We start from the raw sequence: 26704 nt of genomic DNA, 5'->3' as shown, positions 1-26704 counted from the left end.
TGCTGGCCCTTTTGGTTCCGGGCGCTCCGGGACGCGCTGTGCACGCACGGCAAGTTCCAGGGCCGTCCGCACAGCGGAGCAGTGTCATGTCCGAAGTAAATCTGTCCACCGACGAAACCCGCGTCAGCTACGGTATTGGCCGTCAGCTGGGCGACCAACTGCGCGACAACCCGCCGCCGGGCGTTAGCCTGGACGCGATCCTCGCAGGCCTGACCGACGCGTTCGCCGGCAAGCCAAGCCGTGTGGGTCAGGAAGAAATGTCCGCGAGCTTCAAGGTTATTCGCGAAATCATGCAAGCCGAAGCGGCTGCCAAAGCTGAAGCGGCTGCTGGCGAAGGCCTGGCATTCCTGGCTGAAAACGCCAAGCGCGATGGCATCACTACCCTGGCTTCCGGTCTGCAATTCGAAGTGCTGACTGCCGGCGAAGGCGCCAAGCCATCCCGTGAAGACACCGTGCGTACTCACTACCACGGCACCCTGATCGACGGCACTGTGTTCGACAGCTCCTACGATCGTGGTCAGCCAGCAGAGTTTCCGGTTGGCGGCGTGATCGCTGGCTGGACCGAAGCCCTGCAACTGATGAACGCCGGCAGCAAATGGCGCCTGTACGTGCCGAGCGAACTGGCTTACGGCGCTCAAGGCGTTGGCAGCATTCCGCCGCACAGCGTACTGGTCTTCGACGTCGAGCTGCTCGACGTTCTGTAAGGTCTGGGCTGTCACCATGACGGTCTAATGTGGGAGCCAGCCTGCTGGCGATGGGAGCGACCGGGTTTCTTCAAGACCGCGTTGATACCCTCGCCAGCAGGCTGGCCCCACAGTTTTTACGGCGCTATTCATACTTCAAGCTTGTTGTGCAGCTCACTGGTCGGGCGCAACGCCCGGGCATAGCAGAACAGAAACAGATTGCGTACCAGTTCCTTGAGCACCACCGGCTCGCTGGAACTCAGGCCGTTGACGTCCAGATCACCCTGATCCTGCAACTCGTTCAAGGCTTCTTCTTCAAGCACCGCGCAGACTTCCCCGGTTTCCCGATGCAGGATCCTGAGGTATGGGTGTGGGCGGTCCAGCCAGGCATCGATCAAATAAGTCATGGTTCTCATCTCCATTGGGTTGTTCCAATGAGAATAATTCTTATTCATCAAATAGCAAGGGCCTATTGGCGGTTTGCGGTTTTTTCCGGGTAAAGATTGCGTAAGGTCAAAACGGCTGGCGTTTGGCTATTGCCAGGGATTGCTGGGCGAAGCGGAGGAGGGCGAAGCACCATCCCACGCAGGGCGCGGGATGGATTGCAGACGGCTCAGACTTTTCTGACGAACTCGGATTTGAGCTTCATCGGCCCGATGCCGTCGATCTTGCAGTCGATGTCGTGGTCGCCATCACACAGGCGGATGTTCTTGACCTTGGTGCCAACCTTGACCACCAGCGACGTGCCTTTGACCTTGAGGTCCTTGATCACGGTGATGGTGTCACCGTCCTGCAGGACGTTGCCTACGGAATCTTTTTTCACGGTGTCATCGGACGCTGCTTCAGCTTCGCCGCTGGCGGACCACTCGTGGGCGCACTCGGGGCAGATCAGCTGAGCGCCGTCTTCGTAAGTGTATTCGGAATTGCATTTCGGGCAGGGTGGCAACGTGCTCACTAAAGCTCCTTGGATTCAGGATCGCTAAAAAGCGCACATTATATAGGGTTTTTTCGGGCGAGGGAGCTGACAGCAAAAGATCGCAGCCCTCGGCAGCTCCTGCGGGGTTTTGTGTCCGCCCGTAGGAGCTGCCGAAGGCTGCGATCTTTTAATCTTGCTTTTAGTGTGTGCGGGCTACTGCGAACTCGCTCAATTCCACCAATGCATCGCGGTATTCGCTGGCAGGTAGCGCATCGAGGCATTTGATCGCACGGGCCACATAATCACGGGCCAGTTGCGCCGTGTACTCAAGGGAACCGGACGCTTCAACGGCCTCGCGGATGCTTTCGAGGTCCTCGATGCCACCTTTCTGAATCGCCTTTCGCACCAGTGCCGCCTGTTCCGGCGTACCTTCGCGCATGGTGTAGATCAGTGGCAGGGTCGGCTTGCCTTCAGCCAGGTCGTCGCCGACGTTCTTGCCCAGGGTTTCCGCATCGCCCTTGTAGTCCAGCAGGTCGTCCACCAGTTGGAAAGCCACGCCCAGGTGATCACCAAAGGTGCGCAGGGCTTCTGCCTGTTCCGGAGTGGCTTCGCAGAGGGCTGCAGCACTGTGGGTCGAAGCTTCGAAGAGCATCGCGGTCTTGCCGCGGATGACTTCCATATAGGTTTCTTCGGTGGTGCTGGCGTCGCGGACTTTCGACAGCTGCAACACTTCGCCTTCGGCGATGATGCGCGTGGCCTGCGAAAGGATTTTCATCACCGGCATGGAGCCCAGTTCGACCATCATTTCAAAGGAGCGCGAATACAGGAAGTCGCCCACCAGCACACTCGGAGCGTTGCCCCACATGGCATTGGCGGTCGAGCGGCCACGGCGCATGCCGGACATGTCGACCACGTCGTCATGCAGCAGGGTGGCGGTGTGCAGGAACTCGATGGTCGCGGCCAGCAGACGCAGGTCGTCGCCTTCGCGGCCAAGGGCCTTGCCACACAACAGCACTAATAAAGGACGCAGGCGTTTTCCGCCAGCCGAGGTAATGTAGTCGCCGATTTTCGATACCAGCGGCACTCGGGAAGTCAGCTGCTTCTTGATGATGCCGTCGACGGCGCTAAAATCGTCCGCCACCGCGCGGTAGAAAGCTTGGGGTTGCATCAGCGACAGTTGCTCCAGAAGGGTTGCGCGGCATGCTAGGACCCACGTCGGCGGGTGTCAAGGCACGATGGACGGCCTCTTGCATCGCCCCGGCAGCTTGCGTACAATCGCGCACCCTGAACTTCCTGGGCAGCACCTGCCTTACGCAATTGCAAACAGGCCTTCCAGCCTTATGCAGCCATGCCAGCCAATACCTCTTCTTATAAAGAGCTGGGTGAGCAGGATTATCGGAGAAATACCATGTCGTACGCAGTAATCGTTACTGGTGGCAAGCAGTACAAAGTCGCCCCAGGTGAATACCTGAAGATTGAAAAACTGGAAATCGCTACCGGCGAATCCGTAACTTTTGATCGCGTTCTGTTGGTCGCCAATGGCGATGACGTGAATATCGGCGCTCCAGTTGTTGCTGGCGCTACCGTTGTGGCTGAAGTGATCTCCCAAGGTCGTCACGATAAAGTCCGCATCATCAAGTTCCGTCGTCGTAAGCACCACATGAAGCGTATGGGCCACCGCCAGTGGTACACCGAGATCAAAATCACCGGTATTCAGGCTTAATTTCAGCCTAATTCCTCACTAGGAGAATTGAACTCATGGCACACAAAAAAGCTGGTGGTAGTACCCGTAACGGTCGCGACTCAGAAGCCAAACGCCTTGGCGTGAAGATGTATGGCGGCCAGGTTATCATTCCGGGCAACATCATCGTGCGTCAGCGCGGCACCCAATTCCACGCCGGTTACGGTGTTGGCATGGGTAAAGATCACACTCTGTTCGCTAAAATCGACGGCGTGATCAAGTTCGAAGTAAAGGGCGCCTTCGGTCGTCGTTACGTAAGCATTGTCCCGAAGACTGAAGTCGTCGCGGCATAATTACGTGGTTGCTGGAAAAGCCCTGTCTTGCGACGGGGCTTTTTCGTTTGTGGGGTGAGTCTCTTGCAAAGCTGTTTGTAATGGGCTCCAGCGCTGGATTTGCGGTCGTTGATTGAGGTCGCTGCGCTCATTTTTGCAAGAGTCTTATGTCTAGATTTTTTCGGCTCGTCCGTATGGCGAGAGGCGTTTTGTTATGAAGTTTGTTGATGAAGTATCGATTCGAGTAAAGGCCGGCGACGGCGGCAACGGTTGCATGAGCTTCCGTCGCGAGAAATTCATCGAAAACGGCGGCCCGAACGGCGGTGACGGTGGTGATGGCGGTTCGGTGTACATGATCGCCGATGAAAACCTCAACACCCTGGTGGACTACCGTTACGCCCGGCACTTCGATGCCGAGCGCGGCTCCAACGGCGGCAGCACCGACTGCACCGGCAAGAAAGGTGAAGAGCTGGTGTTGCGTGTTCCGGTCGGCACGACTGTCATCGATGCGGCCACCCAGGAAGTGATCGGCGACCTGACCAAGGCTGGCCAGAAACTGCTGGTGGCTCACGGCGGCTGGCACGGCCTGGGCAACACCCGTTTCAAATCCAGTACCAACCGCGCTCCGCGTCAGACCACTCCGGGCAAGCCGGGTGAGGCGCGTGACCTGAAACTGGAAATGAAAGTGTTGGCGGACGTGGGCCTGCTGGGCTTGCCGAATGCGGGCAAAAGTACCTTCATCCGCTCGGTATCGGCCGCCAAGCCGAAAGTCGCCGACTACCCGTTCACCACGCTGGTGCCGAACCTGGGCGTGGTCAGCGTCGATCGCTGGAAGAGCTTCGTGGTCGCGGACATTCCGGGCCTGATCGAAGGCGCTTCCGATGGTGCAGGCCTGGGGATTCGCTTCCTCAAGCACTTGTCGCGTACCCGTTTGCTGCTGCACCTCGTGGACATGGCGCCGCTTGACGACACCAGTGCCCCGGATGCTGCCGAAGTGATCGTCAGCGAACTGACCAAGTTCAGCCCGTCCCTGGCTGAGCGTGATCGTTGGCTGGTGCTGAACAAGTGCGACCAGATCCTTGAAGAAGAGCACGATGCTCGCGTCAAGGAAATCGTCGATCGCCTGGAGTGGACCGGTCCGGTTTACGTGATCTCTGCCATTTCCAAGTTGGGCACCGAGCGTCTGTGCCACGACATCATGCGTTACATGGAAGATCGTGCCGATCGCCTGGCGAACGACCCGGCTTACAAGGAAGAGCTGGCCGATCTCGATCAGCGCATCGAAGACGAAGCCCGTGCTCAGTTGCAAGCCCTGGACGACCAGCGTGCACTGCGTCGCAGCGGCGTGAAGTCGGTCCATGACATCGGCGACGATGATTGGGACGAGGAAGACGTGGATGATGAGGACGGTCCGGAAATCATTTACGTGCGCGACTGATTCGTTGCAGTAAACTTAAGCGCCGCTCAATTGAGCGGCGTTTTGGTATCTGGAAATCGGTAGTCACGAATAACGTTACGGGCAGCGCTGGGTCGCGCTGTCCTCAAGCTAAGGTTGAAGATGATGCGGAGCAAGGTGACAGGTGCGCAGCGTTGGGTCGTGAAAATCGGCAGCGCTTTGCTGACGGCGGACGGCAAGGGCCTGGATCGCGCGGCAATGGGTGTCTGGGTCGAACAGATGGTGGCCTTGCATGAGGCGGGCGTTGAGCTGGTGCTGGTGTCCTCCGGGGCTGTGGCAGCGGGCATGAGCCGTCTGGGCTGGACCGTACGACCCAGTGCGATGCACGAGTTGCAGGCGGCGGCCGCCATCGGTCAGATGGGCCTGGTTCAGGCCTGGGAATCGAGCTTTGCCGAGCATGGCCGGCATACCGCGCAGATTCTCCTGACGCACGACGACCTGTCCGACCGCAAGCGCTACCTGAACGCTCGCAGCACCTTGCGTGCCTTGGTCGAGTTGAAAGTGATCCCGGTGATCAACGAAAACGACACGGTGGTGACGGATGAAATCCGTTTCGGTGACAACGACACGCTGGCGGCGCTGGTGGCCAACCTGGTCGAAGCTGATTTACTGGTGATCCTGACGGATCGCGACGGCATGTTCGATGCCGATCCGCGCAACAATCCCGATGCCAAGCTGATTTACGAAGCGCGCGCCGATGACCCGGCGCTGGACGCCGTGGCGGGTGGTACCGGCGGTGCGTTGGGGCGCGGCGGCATGCAAACCAAGTTGCGCGCGGCGCGTCTTGCGGCGCGTTCCGGTGCGCACACCATCATCGTTGGCGGACGCCTCGAGCGTGTCCTGGATCGCCTGAAGGCGGGCGAGCGTATCGGCACCTTGCTGTCGCCTGAACGCGGCATGCTGGCGGCGCGCAAACAATGGCTGGCCGGCCATTTGCAAACCCGCGGCACGCTGGTGCTGGATGCGGGCGCGGTGACGGCGTTGTCCCAAGGCAACAAAAGCCTGCTGCCGGTCGGCGTCAAGCTGGTCCAGGGCAGTTTCCGTCGCGGCGAAATGGTGGTGTGTGTGGCGCCGGACGGTCGTGAGATCGCCCGTGGCCTGGCCAACTACAGCGCGCTGGAAGCGCAGAAAATCATCGGTCAGTCGTCTGAGGCGATTGTCGGTCTGTTGGGTTACATGGCGGAGCCGGAACTGGTTCACCGCGATAACCTGATCCTGGTCTGAAGGAATACCTGAATGCGCGTGACAAAAGGATTGTTGGGTCTGCTGTTGGTAATGCCGCTGCTGGCCTCGGCCGAGGAGATTGGTCAGGTGTCGACGGTGTTCAAGTTCGTCGGCCCGAATGACCGCATCGTGGTCGAGGCATTTGACGATCCGAAGGTGGAGGGCGTGACGTGCTACCTGTCGCGCGCCAAGACGGGTGGCGTGAAGGGCGGTCTGGGCCTGGCTGAGGATCGCGCTGAAGCGTCTATCGCCTGTCGTCAGGTGGGTCCGATCAACTTCAAGGGCGAGTTGAAGGATGGTGAAGAGGTGTTCAAGGAGCGCACCTCGCTGGTGTTCAAGACCATGCAGGTGGTGCGGTTCCTCGACAAGAAGCGCAATACGCTGGTGTACCTGGTCTACAGCGATCGCTTGATCGAGGGCAGCCCTCAGAATGCGGTGACGGCGATTCCGATTCTGCCGTGGACGCACGCTCAATAAGCTAGCGAAGATCCAAATTGTGGGAGCGAGCCTGCTCGCGATAGCGGACTTTCAGTCAGCAGAGATGTTGAGTGTTAGTCACTCATCGCGAGCAGGCTCGCTCCCACATTTTTTTGTCCTGTGTTTGCCAAATCACAGGCAATAAAAAACCGACCCTGGGGTCGGTTTTTCAACAAGCTTATCGCTTATGCGGCAACAGCAAGGTTCAGAGCCTTGACGTGACCGTTCAGGCGGCTCTTATGACGAGCAGCCTTGTTCTTGTGGATGATGCCTTTATCGGCCATACGGTCGATAACTGGCACGGCCAGAACGTAAGCAGCTTGAGCTTTTTCAGCGTCTTTTGCGTCGATGGCTTTAACTACATTCTTGATGTAGGTACGAACCATGGAACGCAGGCTGGCGTTGTGGCTGCGACGCTTCTCAGCCTGTTTTGCACGTTTTTTGGCGGAAGGTGTGTTGGCCACCGTCGAGCTCCTCGAAAGACTTTTTAGGAAATAGCAAACAAAATAGGCCGCGAATCATGCCGATGAGTTGATGTCTTGTCAAGGGCGGTTGAGACGTTCCGCTAAGTGGTAGGTATAAAGAGGCGGGATATTTATTTCCGGCGCTTGACCTGTAAACTCGCGAGCTTTGGCTCTGTGCTGCTGCGGCGCGGAGTATCGCATAAGTGGGCGCGTTGTTCGCCTGCTGTTTATCGACAGGCACAAACTCTTTCAATGAATCTGCTCAAATCGTTGGCCGCCGTCAGCTCTATCACGATGCTTTCCCGGATTCTGGGGTTCGTCCGTGACACCCTCATTGCGCGTACATTTGGCGCGGGGATGGCGACGGACGCCTTCTTCATCGCCTTCAAACTGCCCAATCTGCTGCGCCGGATCTTCGCCGAAGGGGCTTTTTCCCAGGCGTTCGTGCCGATTCTTGCCGAATATAAAAACCAGAAGGGCGAGGAGGCGACGCGCACTTTTGTTGCCTACGTCTCCGGTCTGCTGACGCTGGTGCTCGCCCTGGTCACTGCATTGGGCATGCTCGCGGCGCCATGGGTAATCTGGGCGACCGCGCCAGGTTTTACCGACACCCCGGAAAAATTCGAGCTGACCGCCAACCTGTTGCGGGTGACCTTTCCTTATATATTGCTGATCTCCCTGTCTTCGTTGGCCGGGGCGATTCTCAACACCTATAACCGCTTCTCGGTGCCGGCCTTCGTGCCGACCTTGCTCAACGTCAGCATGATCATCTTTTCGGTGTTCCTGACGCCGTACTTCGATCCACCGGTCATGGCACTGGGCTGGGCGGTCCTGGCAGGTGGCCTGGCACAATTGCTTTACCAGCTGCCGCACCTGAAAAAAATCGGCATGCTGGTGCTGCCGCGCCTGAACCTGCGCGACAGCGGTGTCTGGCGGGTCATGAAACAAATGCTGCCGGCGATTCTCGGCGTTTCGGTGAGTCAGATTTCGCTGATCATCAACACCATTTTTGCCTCGTTCCTGGTTGCCGGTTCCGTGTCGTGGATGTATTACGCCGACCGCTTGATGGAATTGCCATCCGGGGTCCTGGGCGTGGCGTTGGGCACGATTCTGCTGCCGACCCTGGCCAAGACCTATGCCAGCAAGGACCGCGCCGAGTATTCGCGGATTCTCGATTGGGGCCTGCGCCTGTGCTTCATGCTGGTGTTGCCGTGCTCGCTGGCGCTGGGGATTCTGGCCGAGCCGCTGACGGTTTCGCTGTTCCAGTACGGCCAGTTCAGTGCCTTTGATGCCTCCATGACCCAGCGGGCGCTGATCGCCTATTCGGTCGGTTTGCTCGGAATTATTGTGATCAAAGTGCTGGCGCCCGGCTTTTATGCGCAACAAAACATCCGTACCCCGGTGAAAATCGCGATTTTCACGTTGATCGTCACGCAGTTGTTCAACCTGGTGCTGATCGGCCCGCTGGCCCACGCCGGTCTGGCGCTGGCGATCAGCGCTGGTGCCTGCATCAACGCCGGGCTGCTGTTCTATCAACTGCGCAAGCAGCAGATGTATCAGCCGCAACCAGGCTGGGCGAAGTTTGGCGGCAAACTGGTGGTCGCGGTTGCGGTGATGTCTGCGGTGTTGCTGGCCGGAATGCACTTTATGCCGGCCTGGGATCAGGGCCACATGCTTGAGCGATTCCTGCGGCTGGGCGCTCTGGTAGGGGCTGGCGTGGTCTCGTATTTCGGCATGTTGCTATTGATGGGCTTCCGTTTGCGCGACTTCAATCGCAAGGCGTTGAGCTGAGGCTTCGGCCTCGATAAACACGGGCGGGGCGGCGGTTTTGTCGGCTCGATCACTTTGGGTTACGGTGTTGCCTGTCGTCGGCCGCCGGGTGTGGTTATAATCGACCACTTTATGAGCAAGAAGCGCGTTATGCAGCTGGTTCGAGGCCTCCACAACCTGCGCCCCCAGCATCGGGGCTGTGTCGCCACTATTGGCAACTTTGACGGTGTTCACCGTGGCCACCAGGCTATCCTGGCGAGGCTGCGTGAGCGAGCGCTCGAGTTGAGCGTACCCAGCTGCGTGGTGATTTTCGAGCCGCAGCCGCGGGAGTTTTTCGCCCCGGATACGGCACCGGCCCGTCTGGCTCGTCTGCGAGACAAACTGCAGCTGCTGGCTGACGAAGGTGTCGACCGGGTTCTGTGCCTGGCCTTCAACCAGCGCCTGAGCAAGCTCAGTGCCAGTGAGTTCGTCGATACCATTCTGGTGGACGGCCTCGGCGTCCAGCACCTTGAGGTCGGTGACGACTTCCGCTTCGGCTGTGACCGGGTAGGGGATTTCGATTTCCTGCAACAGGCTGGCGTCATGCAAGGCTTCACTGTCGAAGCGGCGCAAACCGTTGAGCTGGAGGGTATTCGCGTCAGCAGCACGCAGGTGCGAAATGCCTTGGCCGCTGCAGATTTTGCCTTGGCCGAACGCCTGCTCGGTCGTCCGTTCCAGATTACCGGGCGCGTGTTGCACGGCCAGAAGCTGGCGCGCCAACTGGGTACGCCCACCGCCAACATTCAACTCAAGCGTCGTCGTGTGCCGTTGTCCGGGGTTTACCTGGTCGACATCGACATCGACGGCAAGACCTGGCCAGGCGTCGCCAATATCGGCGTGCGGCCAACGGTCCAAGGGGATGGCAAGGCCCACCTCGAAGTCCATCTTTTAGATTTTGCCGGCGATCTGTATGACCGGCGTTTGACGGTGGTTTTCCACCAAAAGCTGCGTGAAGAGCAGCGTTTCGCCTCTCTGGAGGCGCTTAAGACGGCGATCAATGCGGATGTCGCCGCCGCCCGTGCCCTGTCGCACCTAGCGCCAATCGCTAATGAAGAGCCATAAATGACCGACTATAAAGCCACGCTAAACCTTCCGGACACCGCCTTCCCAATGAAGGCCGGCCTGCCTCAGCGCGAACCGCAGATTCTGCAGCGCTGGGACAGCATTGGCCTGTACGGTAAGTTGCGCGAAATTGGCAAGGATCGTCCGAAGTTCGTACTTCACGACGGTCCTCCGTACGCCAACGGCACGATTCACATCGGTCATGCGCTGAACAAGATCCTCAAGGACATGATCATTCGCTCGAAGACCCTGTCGGGTTTCGACGCGCCTTATGTTCCGGGCTGGGATTGCCACGGCCTGCCGATCGAGCACAAAGTCGAAGTGACCCACGGCAAGAACCTGGGCGCGGACAAGACCCGCGAACTGTGCCGTGCCTACGCCACCGAGCAGATCGAAGGCCAGAAGTCCGAGTTCATCCGCCTGGGCGTGTTGGGCGACTTCGCCAACCCGTACAAGACCATGGATTTCAAGAACGAGGCCGGTGAAATCCGCGCGCTCGCCGAAATCGTCAAGGGCGGTTTCGTGTTCAAGGGCCTCAAGCCTGTGAACTGGTGCTTTGACTGCGGTTCGGCCCTGGCTGAAGCGGAAGTCGAGTACGAGAACAAGAAGTCCTCGACCATCGACGTGGCGTTCCCGATTGCCGATGAAGCCAAACTGGCTGCCGCTTTCGGTCTGTCGTCCCTGGCCAAACCGGCTTCGATCGTGATCTGGACCACCACCCCGTGGACCATCCCGGCCAACCAGGCGCTGAACGTTCACCCGGAATTCAACTACGCCCTGGTCGATGTCGGCGACAAACTGCTGGTGTTGGCTGAAGAGCTGGTCGAATCCTGCCTGGCCCGTTACAGCCTGGAAGGCTCGGTCATCGCGACCACCACCGGTAAAGAACTGGAACTGATCAACTTCCGTCACCCGTTCTACGATCGCCTGTCGCCGGTTTACCTGGCCGACTACGTTGAACTGGGCGCCGGCACCGGCGTGGTTCACTCCTCGCCGGCCTACGGTGTAGACGACTTCGTGACCTGCAAGAAATATGGCATGGTCAACGATGACATCATCAATCCGGTTCAAAGCAACGGCGTTTACGTACCGTCGCTGGAGTTCTTCGGCGGCCAGTTCATCTGGAAAGCCAACCCGGCCATCGTCGACAAACTGACCGAAGTCGGTGCGCTGCTGCACACCACCATCATCGAACACAGCTACATGCACTGCTGGCGTCACAAGACTCCGTTGATCTATCGCGCCACCGCGCAGTGGTTCATCGGCATGGACAAAGAGCCTGCGACCGGCGAAACCCTGCGCAAGCGGGCGATCAAAGCCATCGAAGACACCAAGTTCGTTCCAGCCTGGGGCCAGGCGCGCCTGCACTCGATGATCGCCAACCGTCCGGACTGGTGCATCTCCCGTCAGCGCAACTGGGGCGTGCCGATCCCGTTCTTCCTGAACAAGGAAAGCGGCGAACTGCACCCGCGTACCGCCGAGCTGATGGAAGAAGTCGCCAAGCGCGTCGAAGTCGAAGGCATCGAAGCCTGGTTCAAGATGGACGCGGCCGAGTTGCTCGGTGACGAAGCGCCGCAGTACGACAAGATCAGCGACACCCTGGACGTCTGGTTCGATTCGGGCACCACGCATTGGCACGTCCTGCGCGGTTCGCACCCGATGGGCCACGAGACCGGCCCGCGTGCCGACCTGTACCTGGAAGGTTCGGACCAGCACCGCGGCTGGTTCCACTCGTCGCTGCTGACCGGTTGCGCCATCGACAACCACGCGCCGTACCGCGAGCTGCTGACCCACGGTTTCACCGTGGATGAGTCCGGTCGCAAAATGTCCAAATCGCTGGGCAACGTGATCGCACCGCAAAAGGTCAACGACACACTGGGCGCCGACATCATGCGTCTGTGGGTCGCTTCTACCGATTACTCGGGTGAAATGGCGGTGTCCGAGCAGATCCTGCAACGCAGTGCGGACGCCTACCGGCGGATCCGTAACACCGCGCGGTTCCTGCTCTCCAACCTGACCGGTTTCAACCCGGCCACCGACATCCTGCCGGCCGAAGAAATGCTCGCGCTGGACCGTTGGGCCGTGGACCGCACGCTGCTGCTGCAACGCGAGCTGCAAGAGCACTACGGCGAATACCGCTTCTGGAACGTCTACTCCAAGATCCACAACTTCTGCGTGCAGGAGCTGGGCGGTTTCTACCTCGATATCATCAAGGACCGTCAGTACACCACTGGCGCCAACAGCAAGGCCCGCCGTTCGGCGCAAACCGCGCTGTACCACATCTCCGAAGCGCTGGTGCGCTGGATCGCGCCGATCCTCGCGTTCACCGCCGACGAACTGTGGGAATACCTGCCGGGCGAGCGCAACGAATCGGTGATGCTCAACACCTGGTACGAAGGCCTGACCGAACTGCCGGAAAACGTTGAACTGGGCCGCGCCTACTGGGAGCGGATCATGGCGGTGAAGGTCGCTGTGAACAAGGAAATGGAAATCCAGCGCGCGGCCAAGGCCGTCGGTGGCAACCTGCAAGCCGAAGTGACGCTGTTTGCCGAAGACGCGCTGAGCGCCGACCTGGCCAAGCTGAGCAACGAACTGCGCTTCGTGCTGATCACCTCGACCGCCAGCGTTGCACCTTTTGTTCAGGCACCAGCGGACGCGGTAGTCACCGAAGTCAGCGGCCTGAAGCTGAAAATCGTCAAGTCGGCCTTCGCCAAGTGCGCCCGTTGCTGGCACTGCCGTGAAGACGTCGGCGTGAATCCGGAGCACCCGGAAATCTGCGGTCGTTGCGTCGACAACATCAGCGGCGCAGGCGAGGTTCGTCACTATGCCTAATGCCATTGGCCGTTTCGGACGGCTGGGCTGGCTCTGGTTGAGTTTGCTGGTCCTGGTCATCGACCAGGCCAGCAAGTTCTACTTTGAAGGCTCGCTGAAGATGTATCAGCAGATCGTGGTGATTCCCGATTACTTCAGCTGGACCCTGGCCTATAACACCGGTGCGGCGTTCAGCTTCCTGGCCGACAGCTCGGGCTGGCAGCGCTGGCTGTTTGCCCTGATCGCGGTCGTGGTCAGTGCGGTGCTGGTGGTGTGGCTCAAACGTCTGGGGCGCAACGAAACCTGGCTGGCCATTGCGCTGGCCCTGGTACTCGGTGGCGCGCTGGGCAATCTGTATGACCGCATTGCCCTGGGCCATGTGATCGATTTCATTCTGGTGCATTGGCAGAATCGCTGGTACTTCCCGGCGTTCAACTTTGCCGACAGTGCGATTACTGTGGGTGCGGTGATGCTGGCGCTGGACATGTTCAAATCCAAGAAAACCGGAGAAGCCGTTCATGACTGAACAGGTATTGGCTGAGCAACGCATCCGCCAGAACACGGAAGTCACCTTGCACTTTGCACTGCGCCTGGAGAACGGCGACACCGTCGACAGCACCTTCGACAAAGCCCCGGCGACCTTCAAGGTCGGCGACGGTAACCTGTTGCCAGGTTTCGAAGCGGCCCTGTTCGGCTTCAAGGCGGGCGACAAGCGTACGCTGACGATTCAGCCGGAAAACGCTTTTGGTCAGCCGAACCCGCAAAACGTACAGATCATCCCGCGCTCGCAGTTCAAGGACATGGAACTGTCACCGGGTTTGCTGGTGATCTTCAACGATGCGGCCAATACTGAGCTGCCTGGCGTTGTGAAAGAGTTCGATGACGAGCAAGTGACCATCGACTTCAACCATCCGCTGGCTGGCAAGACATTGACCTTTGACGTCGAGATCATCAGCGTCAAATCGCTGTAGATGCTTTTCTGTGGGAGCCGGCAAGCCGGTTCCTGCAATGATTTAATTTTCTTGCGCGCAAGACACGAGGCACAGCATGCAAATCAAACTCGCCAACCCCCGTGGCTTCTGCGCCGGTGTGGACCGGGCGATCGAAATCGTCAACCGCGCCCTGGAAGTCTTCGGGCCGCCGATCTATGTGCGCCACGAAGTGGTACACAACAAATTCGTCGTTGAAGACCTGCGTGCTCGCGGCGCGATCTTCGTCGAGGAACTGGATCAGGTGCCTGACGACGTCATCGTGATCTTCAGTGCCCACGGCGTTTCCCAGGCTGTACGCACCGAAGCTGCCGGCCGTGGCCTCAAAGTGTTCGACGCGACGTGCCCGCTGGTGACCAAGGTGCACATCGAAGTCGCGCGTTACAGCCGCGATGGCCGTGAATGCATTCTGATCGGCCACGCCGGTCACCCGGAAGTCGAAGGCACCATGGGCCAGTACGATGGCAGCAATGGTGGCGCGATCTATCTGGTCGAGGACGAAAAAGACGTTGCCGCGTTGCAGGTTCACAACCCCGAAAAACTGGCGTTCGTCACCCAGACTACCCTGTCCATGGACGATACCAGCCGCGTCATCGACGCCCTGCGTACGCGCTTTCCGGCGATCGGTGGTCCGCGCAAGGACGACATCTGCTACGCGACGCAAAACCGCCAGGATGCAGTCAAGCAACTGGCTGACGAATGCGATGTGGTGTTGGTGGTCGGCAGCCCGAACAGCTCCAACTCCAATCGCCTGCGTGAGCTGGCCGAGCGCATGGCCACCCCGGCCTACTTGATCGACGGCGCCGAAGACCTGCAAAAAAGCTGGTTCGATGGTGTCGAGCGTATCGGCATCACCGCGGGCGCTTCCGCTCCGGAAGTGCTGGTGCGTGGCGTGATTCAGCAACTGCAGGCCTGGGGCGCTACCGGTGCCGATGAGCTGGCCGGTCGTGAGGAGAACATCACGTTCTCCATGCCTAAAGAGTTACGCGTTCGTTCGCTGCTTTGATTTTTCTCCTTTCTCGCACAATGCCTGTGCCGTCTTATCGCTGCGCAGGCTGACTCGACCGGTTGCGGCCAGCACCACCTGAAGCTGGCTCACCGGCGCACGAGCATCGCAAAGGTGCAACGTTCCGGCTTGAAAAGCTTTTTTGGGCATCAGCGGCTCACCCAGACTGCTGAAACGTATGTATCGCCTGACCCACCAATTGCCGACAATCGGCACCCCGGTGCCGCTCGCGTGCTCGACCACAACCGGGTTGCTGCGGTCCTCCGACCCTTTTCCACTGATGTCGAGAATGATTCGCCAGCCCTGACCCCAATCGCCGTTGATGCCGTGAATCACAACGCTCTGATTGCGCGAGATAGCGAGGGTTCTGGCATTGCGTATACCGTTGATCAACGACTGCGCTGCTGCTTCTCGATGGTTCGATTCCGTAAGCGCTGCGAACGCCGGACTGACCAAATGCAGAACAATTCCGACAATCATCAGTCCCATGAGCAGTTCAACCAGACTGAAACCCTGCTGGCGCATGAAATCTCCCTCCCTGGAATGCGGTGGCCCGCGCAATCCTTGCGCGAGTAATGGCAAAACAACCGAACATCTATCGGTCGAATGTTCTAGCGTGTAACAGCAGGTATAGCCGACGGCAACGGAGGGCACCGATGGGTCATCGTACAAAAGGTTTCACGCTGATCGAGTTGCTGGTCGCGCTCGCGGTCTTTCTGATCCTGATTACCCTGGCGGTGCCGGCGTTTACCCGTTCGGTGCAAGGCACCAAGGCAGACACCGAGATCGGCGATCTGCAGCGAGCTTTGAATTTCGCCCGACTCGAAGCCATCGACCGCGGCATTACTACCCGGGTGCGGCCAACGGCCGGCGGTAGCGTCTGGACCGGGGAACTGGCTGTCTACGACAGTACTGGCACGCCGGCCAATGTATTGCGGGTTGTTCCAGCGATGAGCAGCGGCGCGACTCTGACACTAACCTCAGGAGTGACCGCCATCGATTTCAACAATCTGGGGGGGCTGTCGGCACCGTCCACGACGGTGGTGATCAGCTATGTACTGGGGGCGCAAAGCAGGACGCTGAATGTGTGTTTGAACGGACGAATTCTATTGGGTGGAAGTTGCGGATGAGGGGATGGAGCAAGCGTGCACAGGAGGGCATGACGCTGATCGAGGTGCTGGTGGCGTTGTTGATTCTGAGCGTGGGCCTGTTGGGGGCGGCGGCGTTTCAGCTCAATGCGCTGAAGTACACCGACAGCTCGCGGATGACCAGCCAGGCCAGTTTCATCGCCTACGACATGATGGACCGCATCCGCGCCAACTCCGGCGCCGATTACACCGTCACGCCGCCGACGTCGGGCAACCTGAGTGTCGCGCGGGATCAGGACCTGTACGACTTCACCTCCAACATCGTCAATTTCCTCGGCAGCACCGCCACGGGCAGCGTCACGCTCAATCAGCGCGTGTACACCATCACCATCACCTGGGACGACTCCCGGGCAGCCAACACCGCCAATTCCCGCCGCAGCTTTGTGCTGACCAGTCGTGCCGCGGTCGATCCGGTGTCGACGCCATGAGCCGGCTCAACAGAGGTTTCGGCCTGATCGAAATGCTGATCGCCCTGGCGTTGAGCCTGGTCGTGGTACTCGGCGTGGCGCAGGTTTTTATCGCCGCCAAGAACACCTACGTCAGTCAGAACGCGGCGGCGAACATACAGGAAGATGCGCGTTTCGTGCTGAGCAAGATGATTCAGGAAATCCGCATGGTGGGGATGTTTGGTTGCCTGGGGACGATTACCGATGCCAGCGCGGGGGGAAGTTTTTATCTCAGCCAGGTAGCGCCGATCAGTTGGGACAATGCCACGCTCAAGCTGACCCTGGTGACGGCCGATGTGGGAGCAGGCGGCGGTACGCCGACCTGGACGGTGGTTTCCGATTGCCGAAACACGGCGACGGCTTATTCCAATGTGCAGTCTCCTGCGACGGGACAGCTGGCGTTTCCGATTCGGCGGCTGATCTACAGCCTCAAGAACGGGCAATTGACGATGGGCACTGGCATCGGGACGCCGGCTCAGGCGGTACTTATCGACAATGTCAGCAAATTCGACGTGAGCTTCGGTCTCGCTGCGTCGGCCACCGATACCGCCGCTTCCAGTTACAGCCCCAACCCATCCGACTCTGCGCGAATCCGTAGCGTGCGCCTGACACTGACGCTGAGAGATCCGGACAGTCGCGTTCGCGAGCAAACCTTCAACGCGGTTGCAGCATTGCGCAACCGCCTGCCATGAGGGGAGGGCCGATGAATTTCTCTTCCGTGACCTCTCACACCCAGCGCGGCATGGCGTTGCTGGTCAGCCTGGTGTTCCTACTGTTGCTGACCCTGATCGGCATTTCATCGATGCAGAACGCCACCCTCCAGGAAAAAATGGCCACCAGCGTGACCCTGCGCAATCAGTCGTTCCAGATCGCCGAAGCTGCGTTGCGCATCGGTGAAAGTGCGGTGCAACTGAGTACTTATACGTTGCCGGTTTGCAGCGGCAATCAATGTTTGCCGCCCGCCGAGTCATCGACCATCACGGCTGCCGGTCTCAATTCCACTTCGGGGGTCACCTGGATCGCCGCCGCCAACGGTTTCTATGGGGTGCAGAACATCGGCACCACGTTGAACGCGGTGAATGTACCGAGCAACACCTCTGCGACGCTTTATCGGGTCACGGCAGTGGCCATCGTCGGCAATAACGTTCGCAGTGTGGTGGAGAGTATTTATGCGAAGTACTGAAAGACGCGCCGGGTGGTGGCGACTGTTGTGTGGCATGTTGTCAGGGCTTTATCTTTCAGCGCCGGCGTATGCATTCACACCCTCCGACTCACCGCTGTTGAGCGCTGCCGCAGTGCCGCCGAACGTGATGTTGTTGATTGATAATTCGGGGAGCATGAACAGCATCATTTATGCCCCGAAATTTGATCCGACAGCCACCAATTGGACACCGGCGAGGGAGTGCAATCTTTTCCTGGGGTCTTGCTTCAGCTCGAATTCACCCGCCATCACCGACGACTTGGTATTTCTTTCAAGCCTCCCGAGATCGGGCTGCTCCAGTGGCTACAACGCGTTCTACAACAACAGTTTCACGCCCTTGTGCATCAAATTGCCCGATCCGGCAGGTAACGGCGATACGCGATACTCCGCTGCCTATATTTCCTACGTCGTCAGCTTGGCCAATGGTCGGAACACCGATTTTTCGACGGCCACCTCAAGCATTCCCACCGAATCTCGTATCAGTGTTGCACGCAGTGTTGCCATCGATCTGGTCAACACCAACCGCACGCTTCGAATGGGGCTGGCGACTTTCAATGGCGTAACCAGTAACAACAGCGGCAACGGCGGCTACATCGCTCTTCCCATCGATGACGTGACCACGGATGCAAAAGCCAAAGCGTTGACTGACTCGATTGGCGCTTTGAGGGCCATTGCGAATACTCCGCTGGCCGAAGCCTATTACGAAGTCACCCGTTACATGCGCGGGATTACACCGTATTACAACGGTACGCCCAGCACCTACAGCAGCCCGATTCAGTATCGTTGCCAGAAAAACTATGGGGTGGTCGTCACCGATGGTTTACCCACGTTTGATCGGACTTTTCCCGGCAATGACCCGCAGGCAATTGCCACCAATGGCCCCCGACTGCCCAATTGGGACAGGATCAGTAACGATGGCGATAATCCCCTGACTGGCGATAAAGAGGGGGACTCCCTTTTTCTGGACGACATTGCCAAATTCGCCTTCGACATCGACATGCGCGGTGCGGGTGTCGATTTGTCGAAAAAAAGCTGGGACTCTCCGGACTTTCAGAAGCAAAACATGAATACCTACACCGTTGGTTTCACGACCGCTAACAAGATGCTGGAAGATGCCGCCACGTATGGGCAGGGCAAGTATTATCAGGCGACCGACAGCGACGAACTCAATACCGCTCTGTCCTCCGCTCTGAGCGAAATCACGTCCAAGGCTGGATCCGGCGGCAGTGGCACCACCAGCAGTTCCATCGTCGGTGTCGGTTCCTCCTACTATCAGACCAGCTACGACCCCAAGGACTGGCGAGGTGCGATCAAGTCCTATGGGATTACCGCCACCGGCTCGGTGAATACCGCAGCGGTGCTCTGGACTACCGACACGGCCATCGTCCCCGGCGCCACCGCGCCCGTTTACCAATCCTGGAACTCTGCGAGCAACGCGCCGATCACTTTGGCCTTCACCAATTTTGCCCCGGCGCAGCAGACGCTGCTGGGCCAGAGCCTGCCCACCGGTATCACCGGCGCCGATCTGGTGGAGTGGAGCAAAGGCACCAACAAAACCGGCTTGAAAGTGCGCAGTGTGCTGCTCGGCGATATCATCAACTCGCCTCTGGTGCTGGCCTCGCCGACGGATAAAACCGCATCGGATCTAGTGAGCGACACCAGCTACAGCACCTATCTGGCGACCAAAGCCACCAGCATGAACTCCAGTCTGGTGGTCAATGCCAACGACGGGTTTGTCAGCGTCATCAACTCAGGTAACGGCGCGAGGCGCTATGCCTACATGCCTTCCAGTGTCTTGCCATCGCTGCGCTATATCGCCGATACCGCTTATATCAACGGCGTCAGCCACAAGTTTCTGGTCGACGGTCAAGTCGGCGTATTCGATGCACAACTTAACAGCGCCTGGAAAACCCTGGCGCTCGGCGGGACCGGGGCGGGTGGCAAGACTTTTTACGCACTGCAGTTGTTCGACGCTTCGCCCAGTAACGTGATCAAGGCGTTGTGGGAAATCAGTGCTCCCGCGACTGCAGACCCGGCGAATGTTTTCAATGATCTGGGTTATGCCTACGCCCGTCCGGAAGTGGCACGCTTGTCGAATGGGCGGTGGGCAGCGTTCATCTCCAACGGCTATGGCAGCAACTCGGGCGTGGCAGCGTTGTACGTGGTGGATGTCCTCGATGGGTCGCTGATCAAGAAAATCGTGGTCGACAGTACGGAAACGACCAACGGCTTGTCGTCGGTGAAGCTCAAGGTCAACTCGCAGAATGTGGTGCAGGCCGCCTATGGTGGCGACCTGAAAGGAAGGCTGTGGAAATTTGATTTAAGCGGCGCCAGCACGGACACCTGGGGCGTAGCGTTTTCCGGCAAGCCGCTGTTCACCGCAGCAGGTGGTGCCACGCAGCCGATCACCGCGCAGCCATTGCTGGCGGACAACTCCCTGGGCGGCAAAGTGGTGTTTTTCGGCACCGGCAAATTCAACGAGACCATCGACAAGACGAACAAGGATTTGCAGGCGTTTTATGCGGTGTGGGATGCGGAGGGCGGTTCCGGGCAGATCACCACGGCCAGTTTGCAGATCCAGTCGGTGACGGGCGTGTTCTCGGGAAGCTCGGGACAGTTCATCACTACCAGCCAGAGCGAAGTGACTTATCCGTCGGAGAAGGGCTGGTACTTGCCTCTGGTCTATAACAGCGTATTGACCGGTGAGCGGGTGATCAATCAGGCGTCTCTGGTGCTGGGGCGAATCGTATTTACCACCGCCAACGTCGACACCACGGACCCTTGCGCCAGTTTCGGCACCGGCAAACTGGTCGAACTGGATGCGTTCAGCGGTAAGATGCTCAACTACGCGGTACTCGACACCAACGGCGACGGGTTAGTCGACAGCAACGATGTGTTGTCCAGTGGTGTGATCTCTACGGGCGGTATTCCGATGTTGAACGCCATCGTCAACGGTGGAACTGGTAAGTTCTTGGGTGATACCAGTGGTGCGGTGGTCAGGCTTGTTGAAAAAGGCGGCGGCGGCAGCCGTCGCATCATGTGGCGACAAATTCAGTAAGTGAGAGTTGAGGCATGCGCAGATCCAACCGAGGTTTTACCTTGATCGAAATCATGATCGTGATTGCGATCATCGGGATCGTCATCACCATTGGCTACCCGAGCCTCACCGAATACGTGAAAAAGGGGCGTCGGGCTGAAGTGGCGGGTCTGCTCTCCGAGCAGGCGCAAATTCTCGAACGGTTTTACTCGAAGAGTAATGTCTACACCGGTGCCACCGGCCTGAGCACCGGCAATGACTATTACACGATCACCCCGACCCTGACCGACCAGACCTTCCTGCTGACCGCGACACGCAAGGCCGGCAGCATGGCCACTGACAAGTGTGGCGACTTCACTATCACCAACACCGGTGTCAGAAGCATGGTCGGAGCAAAGACCGGGCTGACCACCAAGGATTGCTGGGGACGCTGAGTTTCTTTTTCGGGCGCCTTTTGCGCCCTCTGTCTACTTAAGGTTTGGATCGGAACATGACCATGCAACAGCAAGTGGTGATTGTCGGCGGCGGTGTGATTGGCTTGATGACGGCGTTCAATCTCGCGTCCGAAGTGCAGAGCGTTGTGCTACTGGACCGTTCGAATGTCGGTCAGGAATCGTCCTGGGCGGGCGGAGGCATCGTTTCCCCACTTTACCCATGGCGCTACAGTCCGGCGGTCACCGCGCTGGCCCATTGGTCCCAGGATTTTTATCCACAGCTGGGCGAGCGGCTGTTTGCCGCGACCGGGGTTGATCCCGAGGTTCACACCACCGGTCTGTACTGGCTGGATCTGGATGATGAGGCCGAGGCGCTGGCCTGGGCCGAGCGGGAAAACCGTCCGCTGCGAGCTGTGGATATCTCGGCGGCGCACGATGCCGTGCCGGTACTGGGCGCCGGTTTCTCTCGGGCGATCTACATGGCCGACGTGGCCAATGTGCGCAATCCGCGGCTGGTGAAATCCCTCAAGGCTGCTTTGCTGGCGCTGCCGAACGTGACGATTCACGAGCAGTGCGAGGTCAGCGGGTTTATTCGTGAAGGCGATCACGTCGTCGGCGTGCAGACTTCGACGGGGGCCATCCACGGTGATCAAGTGGTGCTGACGGCTGGCGCCTGGAGTGGTGATTTGCTCAAAAGCCTGGGGCTGGAGCTGCCGGTCGAGCCTGTGAAAGGGCAGATGATTCTGTACAAGTGCGCGGCGGACTTCCTGCCGAGCATGGTGTTGGCCAAGGGGCGTTACGCGATTCCTCGCCGGGATGGCCACATTCTGATTGGCAGTACGCTGGAGCATGAAGGCTTCGACAAGACACCGACCGCGTCTGCGCTGGAGAGCCTGAAGGCTTCTGCGGTGGAGCTGATTCCAGCGCTGGCGGAGGCGGAGGTGGTCGGGCACTGGGCCGGGCTGCGACCGGGTTCGCCGGAGGGGATTCCCTACATCGGCCGGGTGCCGGGGTTCGATGGGTTATGGCTCAACTGCGGGCATTACCGCAACGGGCTGGTGCTGGCGCCGGCGTCGTGCCAGTTGTTTGTGGATGTGATGCTGGGCAGGGCGCCGATCATTGATCCGGCGCCGTATGCGCCAGCCGGGCGGATCTGACAGCAGATCAAAAGATCGCTCAATCCAACCCGAATTTCTTCAGCCTGTAACGCATCGACCGAAACGACAAATTCAACCGCTGAGCCGCCGCCGTGCGGTTCCAGCGGGTTTCCTCCAGGGCCTGGAGGATGAGCTTGCGTTCGACGTTATCCAGATAGACCTCCAGATTGTCGATCTGCGTCAGGTCCTGCACCCCCCTGTCTGCGGTGCAGTTGCCTTCGGCCAGTCGCAGGTCGCTGGCTTCGATCTGCTTGTTTTCGCACAAAGTGTGAGCCCGTTCGAGCATGTTCTCCAGCTCGCGCACGTTGCCCGGAAAACGATAGTTTTTCAGCGCTTCAAGGGCTTGCGGTTGGAGTTTCGTGGCGGGCTCGCCGGCGCGGGCTGCCAGACGCATGAGAACATGGCTGGCCAACGATTCAATGTCGTCGCGGCGTTCGCGCAAGGGCGGAACACGTAGTTCGATGACGTTGAGCCGGTAGTACAAATCCTGGCGAAAGCGTTCGGCGGCGACTTCGGCGGCGAGGTCTTTGTGAGTGGCGCAGAGGATGCGCACATCGACCACGGTTTCCTGTTGCCCGCCCACGCTGCGAACGGCTTTTTCCTGAATCGCCCGCAACAGTTTCACTTGCATCGCCAGCGGCAAATCAGCCACTTCGTCGAGGAACAGCGTGCCGCCATGGGCTGCCTGGAAAAGTCCGGGTTTGTCTTCGATGGCGCCGCTGAAGCTGCCTTTGCGATGCCCGAAAAATTCGCTCTCCATCAGCTCCGACGGGATTGCCCCGCAGTTCACCGGGATAAACGGCTGGTTGGCGCGTGACCCTTGTTCATGGATCAGGCGGGCGACCAACTCCTTGCCGCTGCCGGACTCGCCGCTGATGTACACCGGCGCCTGACTGCGGGCCAGCTTGTCGATCTGTTTACGCAAATTGCGCATGGGCAACGAGTCGCCCAGCAAACGACGATCGACGGTGGCGCCTGGCGCGGGCATGCGCAGTGCACTGGTGACCAGTTCGCGCAGGCAGGCGAGGTCCACCGGTTTGGTCAGGAAGTCGAAAGCACCAGCCTTGAGCGCGTTGATCGCCGTTTCCAGGTTGCCATAAGCGGTGATCATGGCAACCGGCAGTTGGGGATAGCGTTGCTGAATGTGTTGCACCAGCTCAAGGCCGGTGCCGTCCGGAAGACGCATGTCGGTCAGGCACAGATCGAATGTTTCACGCTTCAACAAGGTCTGGGCTTCGCCAAGGTTGCGGGCGCTGAACGTGTCGAGTTTCATTCGTCCCAGGGTGATTTCCAGGAGTTCGCGGATATCCGGTTCGTCGTCGACGATCAGGACTTTTTGCTGGGGGCTGGTGTTCAACTCTGTTTCCGTCCGTGAGCAAAGGTGATGCGAAAGCAGCCGCCGCCTTGGCGTGGCTTGAAGTCTAGGCGGGCCTGGTTGCTTTCGCACAGTTCACGGGACAGATAAAGCCCCAGACCTGTGCCTTGGGCGCTGGTGGTGAAAAACGGTTCGAACAGATGCACTTGCTGATCCGGCGCCACACCGGCGCCATCGTCCAACACTTCGATGATGGGCAACTGGGTGTCGGGGTCGATGAACAGATCAAGCCAGACCTGCGCCTGATCATGGGTTTGAGCGCTGTGGCGCCAGGCATTGCGCAGCAGGTTGTCGAGAATCTGGGTCAACTGGTTCGGGTCCATCAGGGTTTTGAAGTCGCCCGAGCCGATATGCAGATGAATTTTTTGGCGGTCGAGCGCGCCTTCGCGACTTTCTGCAACGAATTGTTCCAGCCACGGCTTCAGATCGAGCCGTTGCGGCGCGGTTTGTTGGCGGCGGGACAGTTGCAGGACGTTTTCGATAACCCGATTCATACGCTGAGAGTGATCTTGAATAATCTGGGTCAGACGTCGGTCCGCGCCGTTCAGTTCCTCGGATTCCCGCAATAGCTGGGCGGCATGACTAATGGCGCCCAGCGGATTGCGTATTTCGTGGGCGATACCGGCAGTCAGGCGGCCAAGGGCGGCGAGTTTCAGTTGTTGAGCCTGTTGGGCGATTTGCGCGAGGTCTTCGAGAAACACCAGGGTCTGGTGGTGCGGGCTTTGGTCCAGCGCAATGAAGCTCGGTTGCAGTTCCAGGCCGCTGCTGGTGATTTTCAGGCTTTGGGGGCGCAGCGTCGGGTTATTCCGCCACAGTTGCAGGCGCTCGACGAGAGCGGGTGAGCAGTCATCGATCCTTCGGCCTTCGAGGTTGTCCCGGCCCAGCAGGGCCTGGGCGCTGTGATTGGCTAGTTGCACTCGCCGCTGTTCGTCGAGCACCAGGATGCCGGTGCGCATGCGCTGCAGGATCAACGCATTGAGGGCTTCCAGGCCCACGACTTCACTGGCCCGTTGCTCGGCGAGGGTTTCGCTGACTTCCACCCGCTGGATCAGCCCTTGCACCAGCAATGCCGCGGCAAAACACAGCGCACCGAGCGTACCGACTTGCAGGTAATCGTTAGGGGTGGCGGGATGGCTGAAGCTCAGCAGAAAACTCAGCCCGACGATGCCGAGTGCGCCGACGGCGGCAATCAGCAGGCCGATACGACTTCGCAACAAGGCATTGCTGATGGCCACCGAGACGATCAGCAGGTTGCCAATGGCGCTGGCGACACCACCGGCGGCATAGAACAGGCCGCACAGCAGCAGGACATCGATCAGCGCCAGGCTGAACAGTTGTGCCGGACGGCGGGTGTTCTCAAGGAAGACCACCAGCAGAATGTTCAGGACCAGATACAACCAGCTGCCACTGCGCAACAGGTCGTCATTGGAATAGGTCAGCAACTGGTTGTCGAGGTTGCTGGAGATCAGCAGCACCAGGGTGATGCCGACACTTAAACGGTAGAGATGATAAAGGCGCAGCAGTCGCTGGGCCTGTTTGCTGCCGGGACTGGACGTCTCAGCGATCACGGGTGCTGGGGCCTTGCTCAAGGTGAGCCTGGCTGCAATACCATTGTTGTTGAAGGCTCAGCGCGCGGTCGCGGGGCAGGTGGACACCACAATGGGCGCAGCGGACCATGGGCGCTGCTTCCAGTTCGGCAGAGGACTTGGGCACAGAGGGTTGAGCCTTGAACTTGCGCCAGAACCATACCGCAACGGCAATCAGGGCGATCCAGAACAATAGACGAAGCATGTTGAGCTGCTTTATGACGAGTGATTCTGCAGTTTAGCCAAGGACATGACGGGCGCACAGCTTAATAAATCGCTGTCCACTCATGAAATTGGTTGTCACCTATGTCTCCCCAACATCCTATCCTCCGTCGTTCCGCAGACCGAATACCTACCACCGACTGCACGCATCACCAGGTTTGCGGATGCAGCATGCACTGGCCAATTCAAGCCGACCTCCGTCATAGTCAAATATTGTTTGATCCTTGGCGCGCCCGGCATGAAAATTGGAGCCGCGTTTAAATCATGTAGTCAGTCAGGAGTTGGAATGGACGTCAAAGAAATAACAGCCCTCATTGTCGATCGCCTTGAAGGCTGTCGAGAAGATATCCTGGGACAATGGAACAACCCGCAAGGAACCCATACCCGTCATTTCGTTATTGACGACCTTCTGCCTGAGGAAATAGCCCAGACTATCTACACCGCCTACCCGCGCAACGCCGATGGCTTCCTTGATCAGCAATCGTTCCGTGAGAAGAAGAAAACTCTAGCGAACCTGGCCGACCGACCGCAAATCCTACGCGATGTCACTTACGCCATGCAGAGCACTGAGGTTGTTGGCAAGGTGGCTGAACTGTTAGGTGTGCCAAGCATCGTCCCGGATCCATCTCTCTATGCCGGCGGCCTATCGATGATGTTCAAGGGGAATTTCCTGAATCCGCATATTGATAACAGCCACGACGGTGGCCGTGGCCTGTATCGGCGGCTGAATCTTCTTTATTACGTCACGCCGGACTGGAAACTGGAGAACGGTGGCAACTTCGAACTGTGGGACAGCAAGGTCAAAAAGCAGAAGACAATCGTCTCAAAGTTCAACCGCTTGGTGGTAATGGATACCAATCGTGATTCGTGGCACTCAGTGAGCAAAGTTGTTGTTGAGTCCCCGCGCTGCTGCGTATCCAACTACTATTTCTCGAAGATCTCGCCGGATAATGACGACTACTTCCATGTGACGTCATTCAGTGGCAGGCCTGAGGAGCCTGGTAAACGGCTGCTCGGAGTAGTCGACAATCACTTTCGCAATACCATATCGAAAGTACTGCAGGTCCGGCGCGGCAAGGCCCTCGAAGGGAATGAGACTGACTGAACGCTAAAGTCGTGCTGAATTCCGTACATGTCCCTACCGATCAAGGCTTCTCGAGCGGTAGTGATACGAAAGAGCACCGGCTT

At 58.9% G+C, this 26704-nt stretch carries 29 protein-coding genes; 20 read left to right on the top strand and 9 right to left on the bottom strand.

The window, feature by feature from the left end:
- Window positions 1-86 precede the first annotated feature (86 nt).
- Window positions 87-704, top strand: a complete 618-nt coding sequence (locus ACM1ZW_RS04785; RefSeq protein ID WP_017340863.1) for an FKBP-type peptidyl-prolyl cis-trans isomerase — start codon at window positions 87-89, stop codon at window positions 702-704.
- A 128-nt stretch (window positions 705-832) separates the two neighbouring features.
- Here the strand turns inward: ACM1ZW_RS04785 and ACM1ZW_RS04780 are convergent, their stop codons facing one another.
- From ACM1ZW_RS04780 to ACM1ZW_RS04770, 3 genes are all read right to left on the bottom strand, one after another.
- Entirely contained in the window at window positions 833-1090 is a 258-nt protein-coding gene (locus ACM1ZW_RS04780; protein WP_017340862.1) for a hypothetical protein, read from the bottom strand.
- A 206-nt stretch (window positions 1091-1296) separates the two neighbouring features.
- A complete protein-coding gene (locus ACM1ZW_RS04775; RefSeq protein ID WP_010467527.1) occupies window positions 1297-1638 on the bottom strand; it encodes a zinc ribbon domain-containing protein YjdM in 342 nt (113 codons plus the stop codon).
- A gap of 160 nt (window positions 1639-1798) precedes the next feature.
- The gene (locus ACM1ZW_RS04770; RefSeq protein ID WP_017340860.1) at window positions 1799-2767 is read right to left on the bottom strand and encodes a polyprenyl synthetase family protein; all 969 of its coding nucleotides are present in this window, start codon (window positions 2765-2767) and stop codon (window positions 1799-1801) included.
- Between the two features lie 240 nt (window positions 2768-3007).
- Here ACM1ZW_RS04770 and rplU point away from each other — a divergent pair, with 240 nt between their 5' ends.
- The 5 genes from rplU (at window position 3008) to ACM1ZW_RS04745 (ending at window position 6769) form a co-directional block, all read left to right on the top strand.
- A complete protein-coding gene (rplU, locus tag ACM1ZW_RS04765) occupies window positions 3008-3322 on the top strand; it encodes a 50S ribosomal protein L21 (protein WP_003176051.1) in 315 nt (104 codons plus the stop codon).
- Window positions 3323-3357: 35 nt separating this feature from the next.
- Window positions 3358-3633, top strand: coding sequence for a 50S ribosomal protein L27 (rpmA, locus tag ACM1ZW_RS04760; protein WP_017340859.1), 276 nt, complete (start codon window positions 3358-3360; stop codon window positions 3631-3633).
- 193 nt (window positions 3634-3826) lie between these two features.
- Window positions 3827-5050, top strand: coding sequence for an Obg family GTPase CgtA (gene cgtA / locus ACM1ZW_RS04755; RefSeq protein ID WP_416740254.1), 1224 nt, complete (start codon window positions 3827-3829; stop codon window positions 5048-5050).
- A 123-nt stretch (window positions 5051-5173) separates the two neighbouring features.
- Complete coding sequence (gene proB / locus ACM1ZW_RS04750) at window positions 5174-6292, top strand: glutamate 5-kinase (protein WP_017340857.1); 1119 nt, start codon at window positions 5174-5176, stop codon at window positions 6290-6292.
- Window positions 6293-6304: 12 nt separating this feature from the next.
- On the top strand, window positions 6305-6769 hold the full coding sequence (locus tag ACM1ZW_RS04745; protein WP_017340856.1) for a CreA family protein: 465 nt from the start codon (window positions 6305-6307) through the stop codon (window positions 6767-6769).
- 185 nt (window positions 6770-6954) lie between these two features.
- Here the strand turns inward: ACM1ZW_RS04745 and rpsT are convergent, their stop codons facing one another.
- Complete coding sequence (gene rpsT, locus ACM1ZW_RS04740; protein ID WP_008154937.1) at window positions 6955-7233, bottom strand: 30S ribosomal protein S20; 279 nt, start codon at window positions 7231-7233, stop codon at window positions 6955-6957.
- A gap of 252 nt (window positions 7234-7485) precedes the next feature.
- On the opposite strand from rpsT, the gene murJ reads away from it, so the two are divergent.
- A complete protein-coding gene (gene murJ, locus ACM1ZW_RS04735) occupies window positions 7486-9024 on the top strand; it encodes a murein biosynthesis integral membrane protein MurJ (RefSeq protein WP_017340855.1) in 1539 nt (512 codons plus the stop codon).
- Here murJ and ACM1ZW_RS04730 read toward each other — a convergent pair.
- Window positions 8974-9237 (bottom strand): hypothetical protein, encoded by a 264-nt coding sequence (locus ACM1ZW_RS04730; RefSeq protein ID WP_414878338.1) that lies wholly within the window; start codon window positions 9235-9237, stop codon window positions 8974-8976. The two genes, murJ and ACM1ZW_RS04730, sit on opposite strands and share 51 nt — an antisense overlap.
- Between ACM1ZW_RS04730 and ribF the strand changes: the two genes are divergently transcribed.
- The 5 genes from ribF to ispH all read left to right on the top strand — a co-directional run bounded on the left by ribF (window position 9154) and on the right by ispH (window position 14910).
- A complete protein-coding gene (ribF, locus tag ACM1ZW_RS04725) occupies window positions 9154-10104 on the top strand; it encodes a bifunctional riboflavin kinase/FAD synthetase (protein WP_414878319.1) in 951 nt (316 codons plus the stop codon). The genes ACM1ZW_RS04730 and ribF overlap by 84 nt on opposite strands.
- Complete coding sequence (ileS, locus tag ACM1ZW_RS04720; protein ID WP_017340853.1) at window positions 10105-12936, top strand: isoleucine--tRNA ligase; 2832 nt, start codon at window positions 10105-10107, stop codon at window positions 12934-12936.
- A complete protein-coding gene (gene lspA / locus ACM1ZW_RS04715) occupies window positions 12929-13441 on the top strand; it encodes a signal peptidase II (protein ID WP_017340852.1) in 513 nt (170 codons plus the stop codon). The genes ileS and lspA overlap by 8 nt, the downstream gene beginning before the upstream one ends.
- A 7-nt stretch (window positions 13442-13448) precedes the next feature.
- Window positions 13449-13886 carry an FKBP-type peptidyl-prolyl cis-trans isomerase gene (gene fkpB, locus ACM1ZW_RS04710; protein WP_193393009.1) on the top strand — a complete coding sequence of 146 codons (438 nt, stop codon included), beginning with the start codon at window positions 13449-13451 and terminating at the stop codon, window positions 13884-13886.
- A gap of 76 nt (window positions 13887-13962) precedes the next feature.
- Window positions 13963-14910 carry a 4-hydroxy-3-methylbut-2-enyl diphosphate reductase gene (gene ispH, locus ACM1ZW_RS04705; protein WP_214378885.1) on the top strand — a complete coding sequence of 316 codons (948 nt, stop codon included), beginning with the start codon at window positions 13963-13965 and terminating at the stop codon, window positions 14908-14910.
- Here ispH and ACM1ZW_RS04700 read toward each other — a convergent pair.
- Entirely contained in the window at window positions 14887-15435 is a 549-nt protein-coding gene (locus ACM1ZW_RS04700; protein ID WP_017340849.1) for a GspH/FimT family pseudopilin, read from the bottom strand. The genes ispH and ACM1ZW_RS04700 overlap by 24 nt on opposite strands.
- Window positions 15436-15566: 131 nt before the next feature.
- On the opposite strand from ACM1ZW_RS04700, the gene ACM1ZW_RS04695 reads away from it, so the two are divergent.
- From ACM1ZW_RS04695 to thiO, 7 genes are read left to right on the top strand one after another with little or no spacing between them, the layout of a single operon-like run.
- Window positions 15567-16040: a GspH/FimT family pseudopilin gene (locus ACM1ZW_RS04695; protein ID WP_017340848.1), complete on the top strand. Its 474-nt coding sequence runs from the start codon at window positions 15567-15569 to the stop codon at window positions 16038-16040.
- Entirely contained in the window at window positions 16037-16486 is a 450-nt protein-coding gene (pilV, locus tag ACM1ZW_RS04690; RefSeq protein WP_017340847.1) for a type IV pilus modification protein PilV, read from the top strand. The genes ACM1ZW_RS04695 and pilV overlap by 4 nt, the downstream gene beginning before the upstream one ends.
- The gene (locus ACM1ZW_RS04685) at window positions 16483-17196 is read left to right on the top strand and encodes a PilW family protein (protein WP_416740253.1); all 714 of its coding nucleotides are present in this window, start codon (window positions 16483-16485) and stop codon (window positions 17194-17196) included. Before pilV ends, ACM1ZW_RS04685 begins: the two co-directional genes overlap by 4 nt.
- Window positions 17197-17207: 11 nt before the next feature.
- Entirely contained in the window at window positions 17208-17687 is a 480-nt protein-coding gene (locus tag ACM1ZW_RS04680; RefSeq protein ID WP_017340845.1) for a pilus assembly PilX family protein, read from the top strand.
- Entirely contained in the window at window positions 17674-20763 is a 3090-nt protein-coding gene (locus tag ACM1ZW_RS04675; protein ID WP_416740252.1) for a pilus assembly protein, read from the top strand. The genes ACM1ZW_RS04680 and ACM1ZW_RS04675 overlap by 14 nt, the downstream gene beginning before the upstream one ends.
- A 14-nt stretch (window positions 20764-20777) precedes the next feature.
- Window positions 20778-21176, top strand: coding sequence for a type IV pilin protein (locus ACM1ZW_RS04670; RefSeq protein WP_017340843.1), 399 nt, complete (start codon window positions 20778-20780; stop codon window positions 21174-21176).
- A gap of 56 nt (window positions 21177-21232) precedes the next feature.
- Window positions 21233-22333: a glycine oxidase ThiO gene (thiO, locus tag ACM1ZW_RS04665; RefSeq protein ID WP_017340842.1), complete on the top strand. Its 1101-nt coding sequence runs from the start codon at window positions 21233-21235 to the stop codon at window positions 22331-22333.
- Between the two features lie 19 nt (window positions 22334-22352).
- On the opposite strand, the gene ACM1ZW_RS04660 is transcribed toward thiO, so the two are convergent.
- From ACM1ZW_RS04660 to ACM1ZW_RS04650, 3 genes are read right to left on the bottom strand one after another with little or no spacing between them, the layout of a single operon-like run.
- A complete protein-coding gene (locus tag ACM1ZW_RS04660) occupies window positions 22353-23690 on the bottom strand; it encodes a sigma-54-dependent transcriptional regulator (RefSeq protein ID WP_416740251.1) in 1338 nt (445 codons plus the stop codon).
- Window positions 23687-25276, bottom strand: coding sequence for a sensor histidine kinase (locus ACM1ZW_RS04655; RefSeq protein WP_414878314.1), 1590 nt, complete (start codon window positions 25274-25276; stop codon window positions 23687-23689). The genes ACM1ZW_RS04660 and ACM1ZW_RS04655 overlap by 4 nt, the downstream gene beginning before the upstream one ends.
- Window positions 25266-25499 carry a PP0621 family protein gene (locus ACM1ZW_RS04650; protein WP_414882969.1) on the bottom strand — a complete coding sequence of 78 codons (234 nt, stop codon included), beginning with the start codon at window positions 25497-25499 and terminating at the stop codon, window positions 25266-25268. Before ACM1ZW_RS04650 ends, ACM1ZW_RS04655 begins: the two co-directional genes overlap by 11 nt.
- Window positions 25500-25802: 303 nt before the next feature.
- Here ACM1ZW_RS04650 and ACM1ZW_RS04645 point away from each other — a divergent pair, with 303 nt between their 5' ends.
- A complete protein-coding gene (locus tag ACM1ZW_RS04645; RefSeq protein ID WP_416740250.1) occupies window positions 25803-26621 on the top strand; it encodes a 2OG-Fe(II) oxygenase in 819 nt (272 codons plus the stop codon).
- The last annotated feature ends 83 nt before the right edge of the window (window positions 26622-26704 follow it).

The organism is Pseudomonas sp. NFX71, from assembly GCF_048079215.1.
Taxonomy (GTDB): Bacteria; Pseudomonadota; Gammaproteobacteria; order Pseudomonadales; family Pseudomonadaceae; genus Aquipseudomonas; species Aquipseudomonas fluorescens_B.
The sequence above is the reverse complement of the archived record's forward strand: the minus strand, read 5'-3'. Positions and strand labels throughout refer to the sequence as shown.

Bases quoted from the DNA above. Each gene is read 5' to 3' on its own strand.
- ribF (WP_414878319.1), top strand. From the start codon at position 9,154: ATGCAGCTGGTTCGAGGCCTCCACAACCTGCGCCCCCAGCATCGGGGC.
- ACM1ZW_RS04670 (WP_017340843.1), top strand. From the start codon at position 20,778: ATGCGCAGATCCAACCGAGGTTTTACCTTGATCGAAATCATGATCGTG.
- ileS (WP_017340853.1), top strand. From the start codon at position 10,105: ATGACCGACTATAAAGCCACGCTAAACCTTCCGGACACCGCCTTCCCA.
- rplU (WP_003176051.1), top strand. From the start codon at position 3,008: ATGTCGTACGCAGTAATCGTTACTGGTGGCAAGCAGTACAAAGTCGCC.
- ACM1ZW_RS04675 (WP_416740252.1), top strand. From the start codon at position 17,674: ATGCGAAGTACTGAAAGACGCGCCGGGTGGTGGCGACTGTTGTGTGGC.
- ACM1ZW_RS04780 (WP_017340862.1), bottom strand. From the start codon at position 1,090: ATGACTTATTTGATCGATGCCTGGCTGGACCGCCCACACCCATACCTC.
- ACM1ZW_RS04650 (WP_414882969.1), bottom strand. From the start codon at position 25,499: ATGCTTCGTCTATTGTTCTGGATCGCCCTGATTGCCGTTGCGGTATGG.
- thiO (WP_017340842.1), top strand. From the start codon at position 21,233: ATGACCATGCAACAGCAAGTGGTGATTGTCGGCGGCGGTGTGATTGGC.
- lspA (WP_017340852.1), top strand. From the start codon at position 12,929: ATGCCTAATGCCATTGGCCGTTTCGGACGGCTGGGCTGGCTCTGGTTG.
- ispH (WP_214378885.1), top strand. From the start codon at position 13,963: ATGCAAATCAAACTCGCCAACCCCCGTGGCTTCTGCGCCGGTGTGGAC.
- ACM1ZW_RS04680 (WP_017340845.1), top strand. From the start codon at position 17,208: ATGAATTTCTCTTCCGTGACCTCTCACACCCAGCGCGGCATGGCGTTG.
- ACM1ZW_RS04685 (WP_416740253.1), top strand. From the start codon at position 16,483: ATGAGCCGGCTCAACAGAGGTTTCGGCCTGATCGAAATGCTGATCGCC.
- ACM1ZW_RS04700 (WP_017340849.1), bottom strand. From the start codon at position 15,435: ATGCGCCAGCAGGGTTTCAGTCTGGTTGAACTGCTCATGGGACTGATG.
- ACM1ZW_RS04695 (WP_017340848.1), top strand. From the start codon at position 15,567: ATGGGTCATCGTACAAAAGGTTTCACGCTGATCGAGTTGCTGGTCGCG.
- ACM1ZW_RS04770 (WP_017340860.1), bottom strand. From the start codon at position 2,767: ATGCAACCCCAAGCTTTCTACCGCGCGGTGGCGGACGATTTTAGCGCC.
- ACM1ZW_RS04745 (WP_017340856.1), top strand. From the start codon at position 6,305: ATGCGCGTGACAAAAGGATTGTTGGGTCTGCTGTTGGTAATGCCGCTG.
- ACM1ZW_RS04785 (WP_017340863.1), top strand. From the start codon at position 87: ATGTCCGAAGTAAATCTGTCCACCGACGAAACCCGCGTCAGCTACGGT.
- cgtA (WP_416740254.1), top strand. From the start codon at position 3,827: ATGAAGTTTGTTGATGAAGTATCGATTCGAGTAAAGGCCGGCGACGGC.
- murJ (WP_017340855.1), top strand. From the start codon at position 7,486: ATGAATCTGCTCAAATCGTTGGCCGCCGTCAGCTCTATCACGATGCTT.
- proB (WP_017340857.1), top strand. From the start codon at position 5,174: ATGCGGAGCAAGGTGACAGGTGCGCAGCGTTGGGTCGTGAAAATCGGC.
- rpmA (WP_017340859.1), top strand. From the start codon at position 3,358: ATGGCACACAAAAAAGCTGGTGGTAGTACCCGTAACGGTCGCGACTCA.
- pilV (WP_017340847.1), top strand. From the start codon at position 16,037: ATGAGGGGATGGAGCAAGCGTGCACAGGAGGGCATGACGCTGATCGAG.
- ACM1ZW_RS04645 (WP_416740250.1), top strand. From the start codon at position 25,803: ATGGACGTCAAAGAAATAACAGCCCTCATTGTCGATCGCCTTGAAGGC.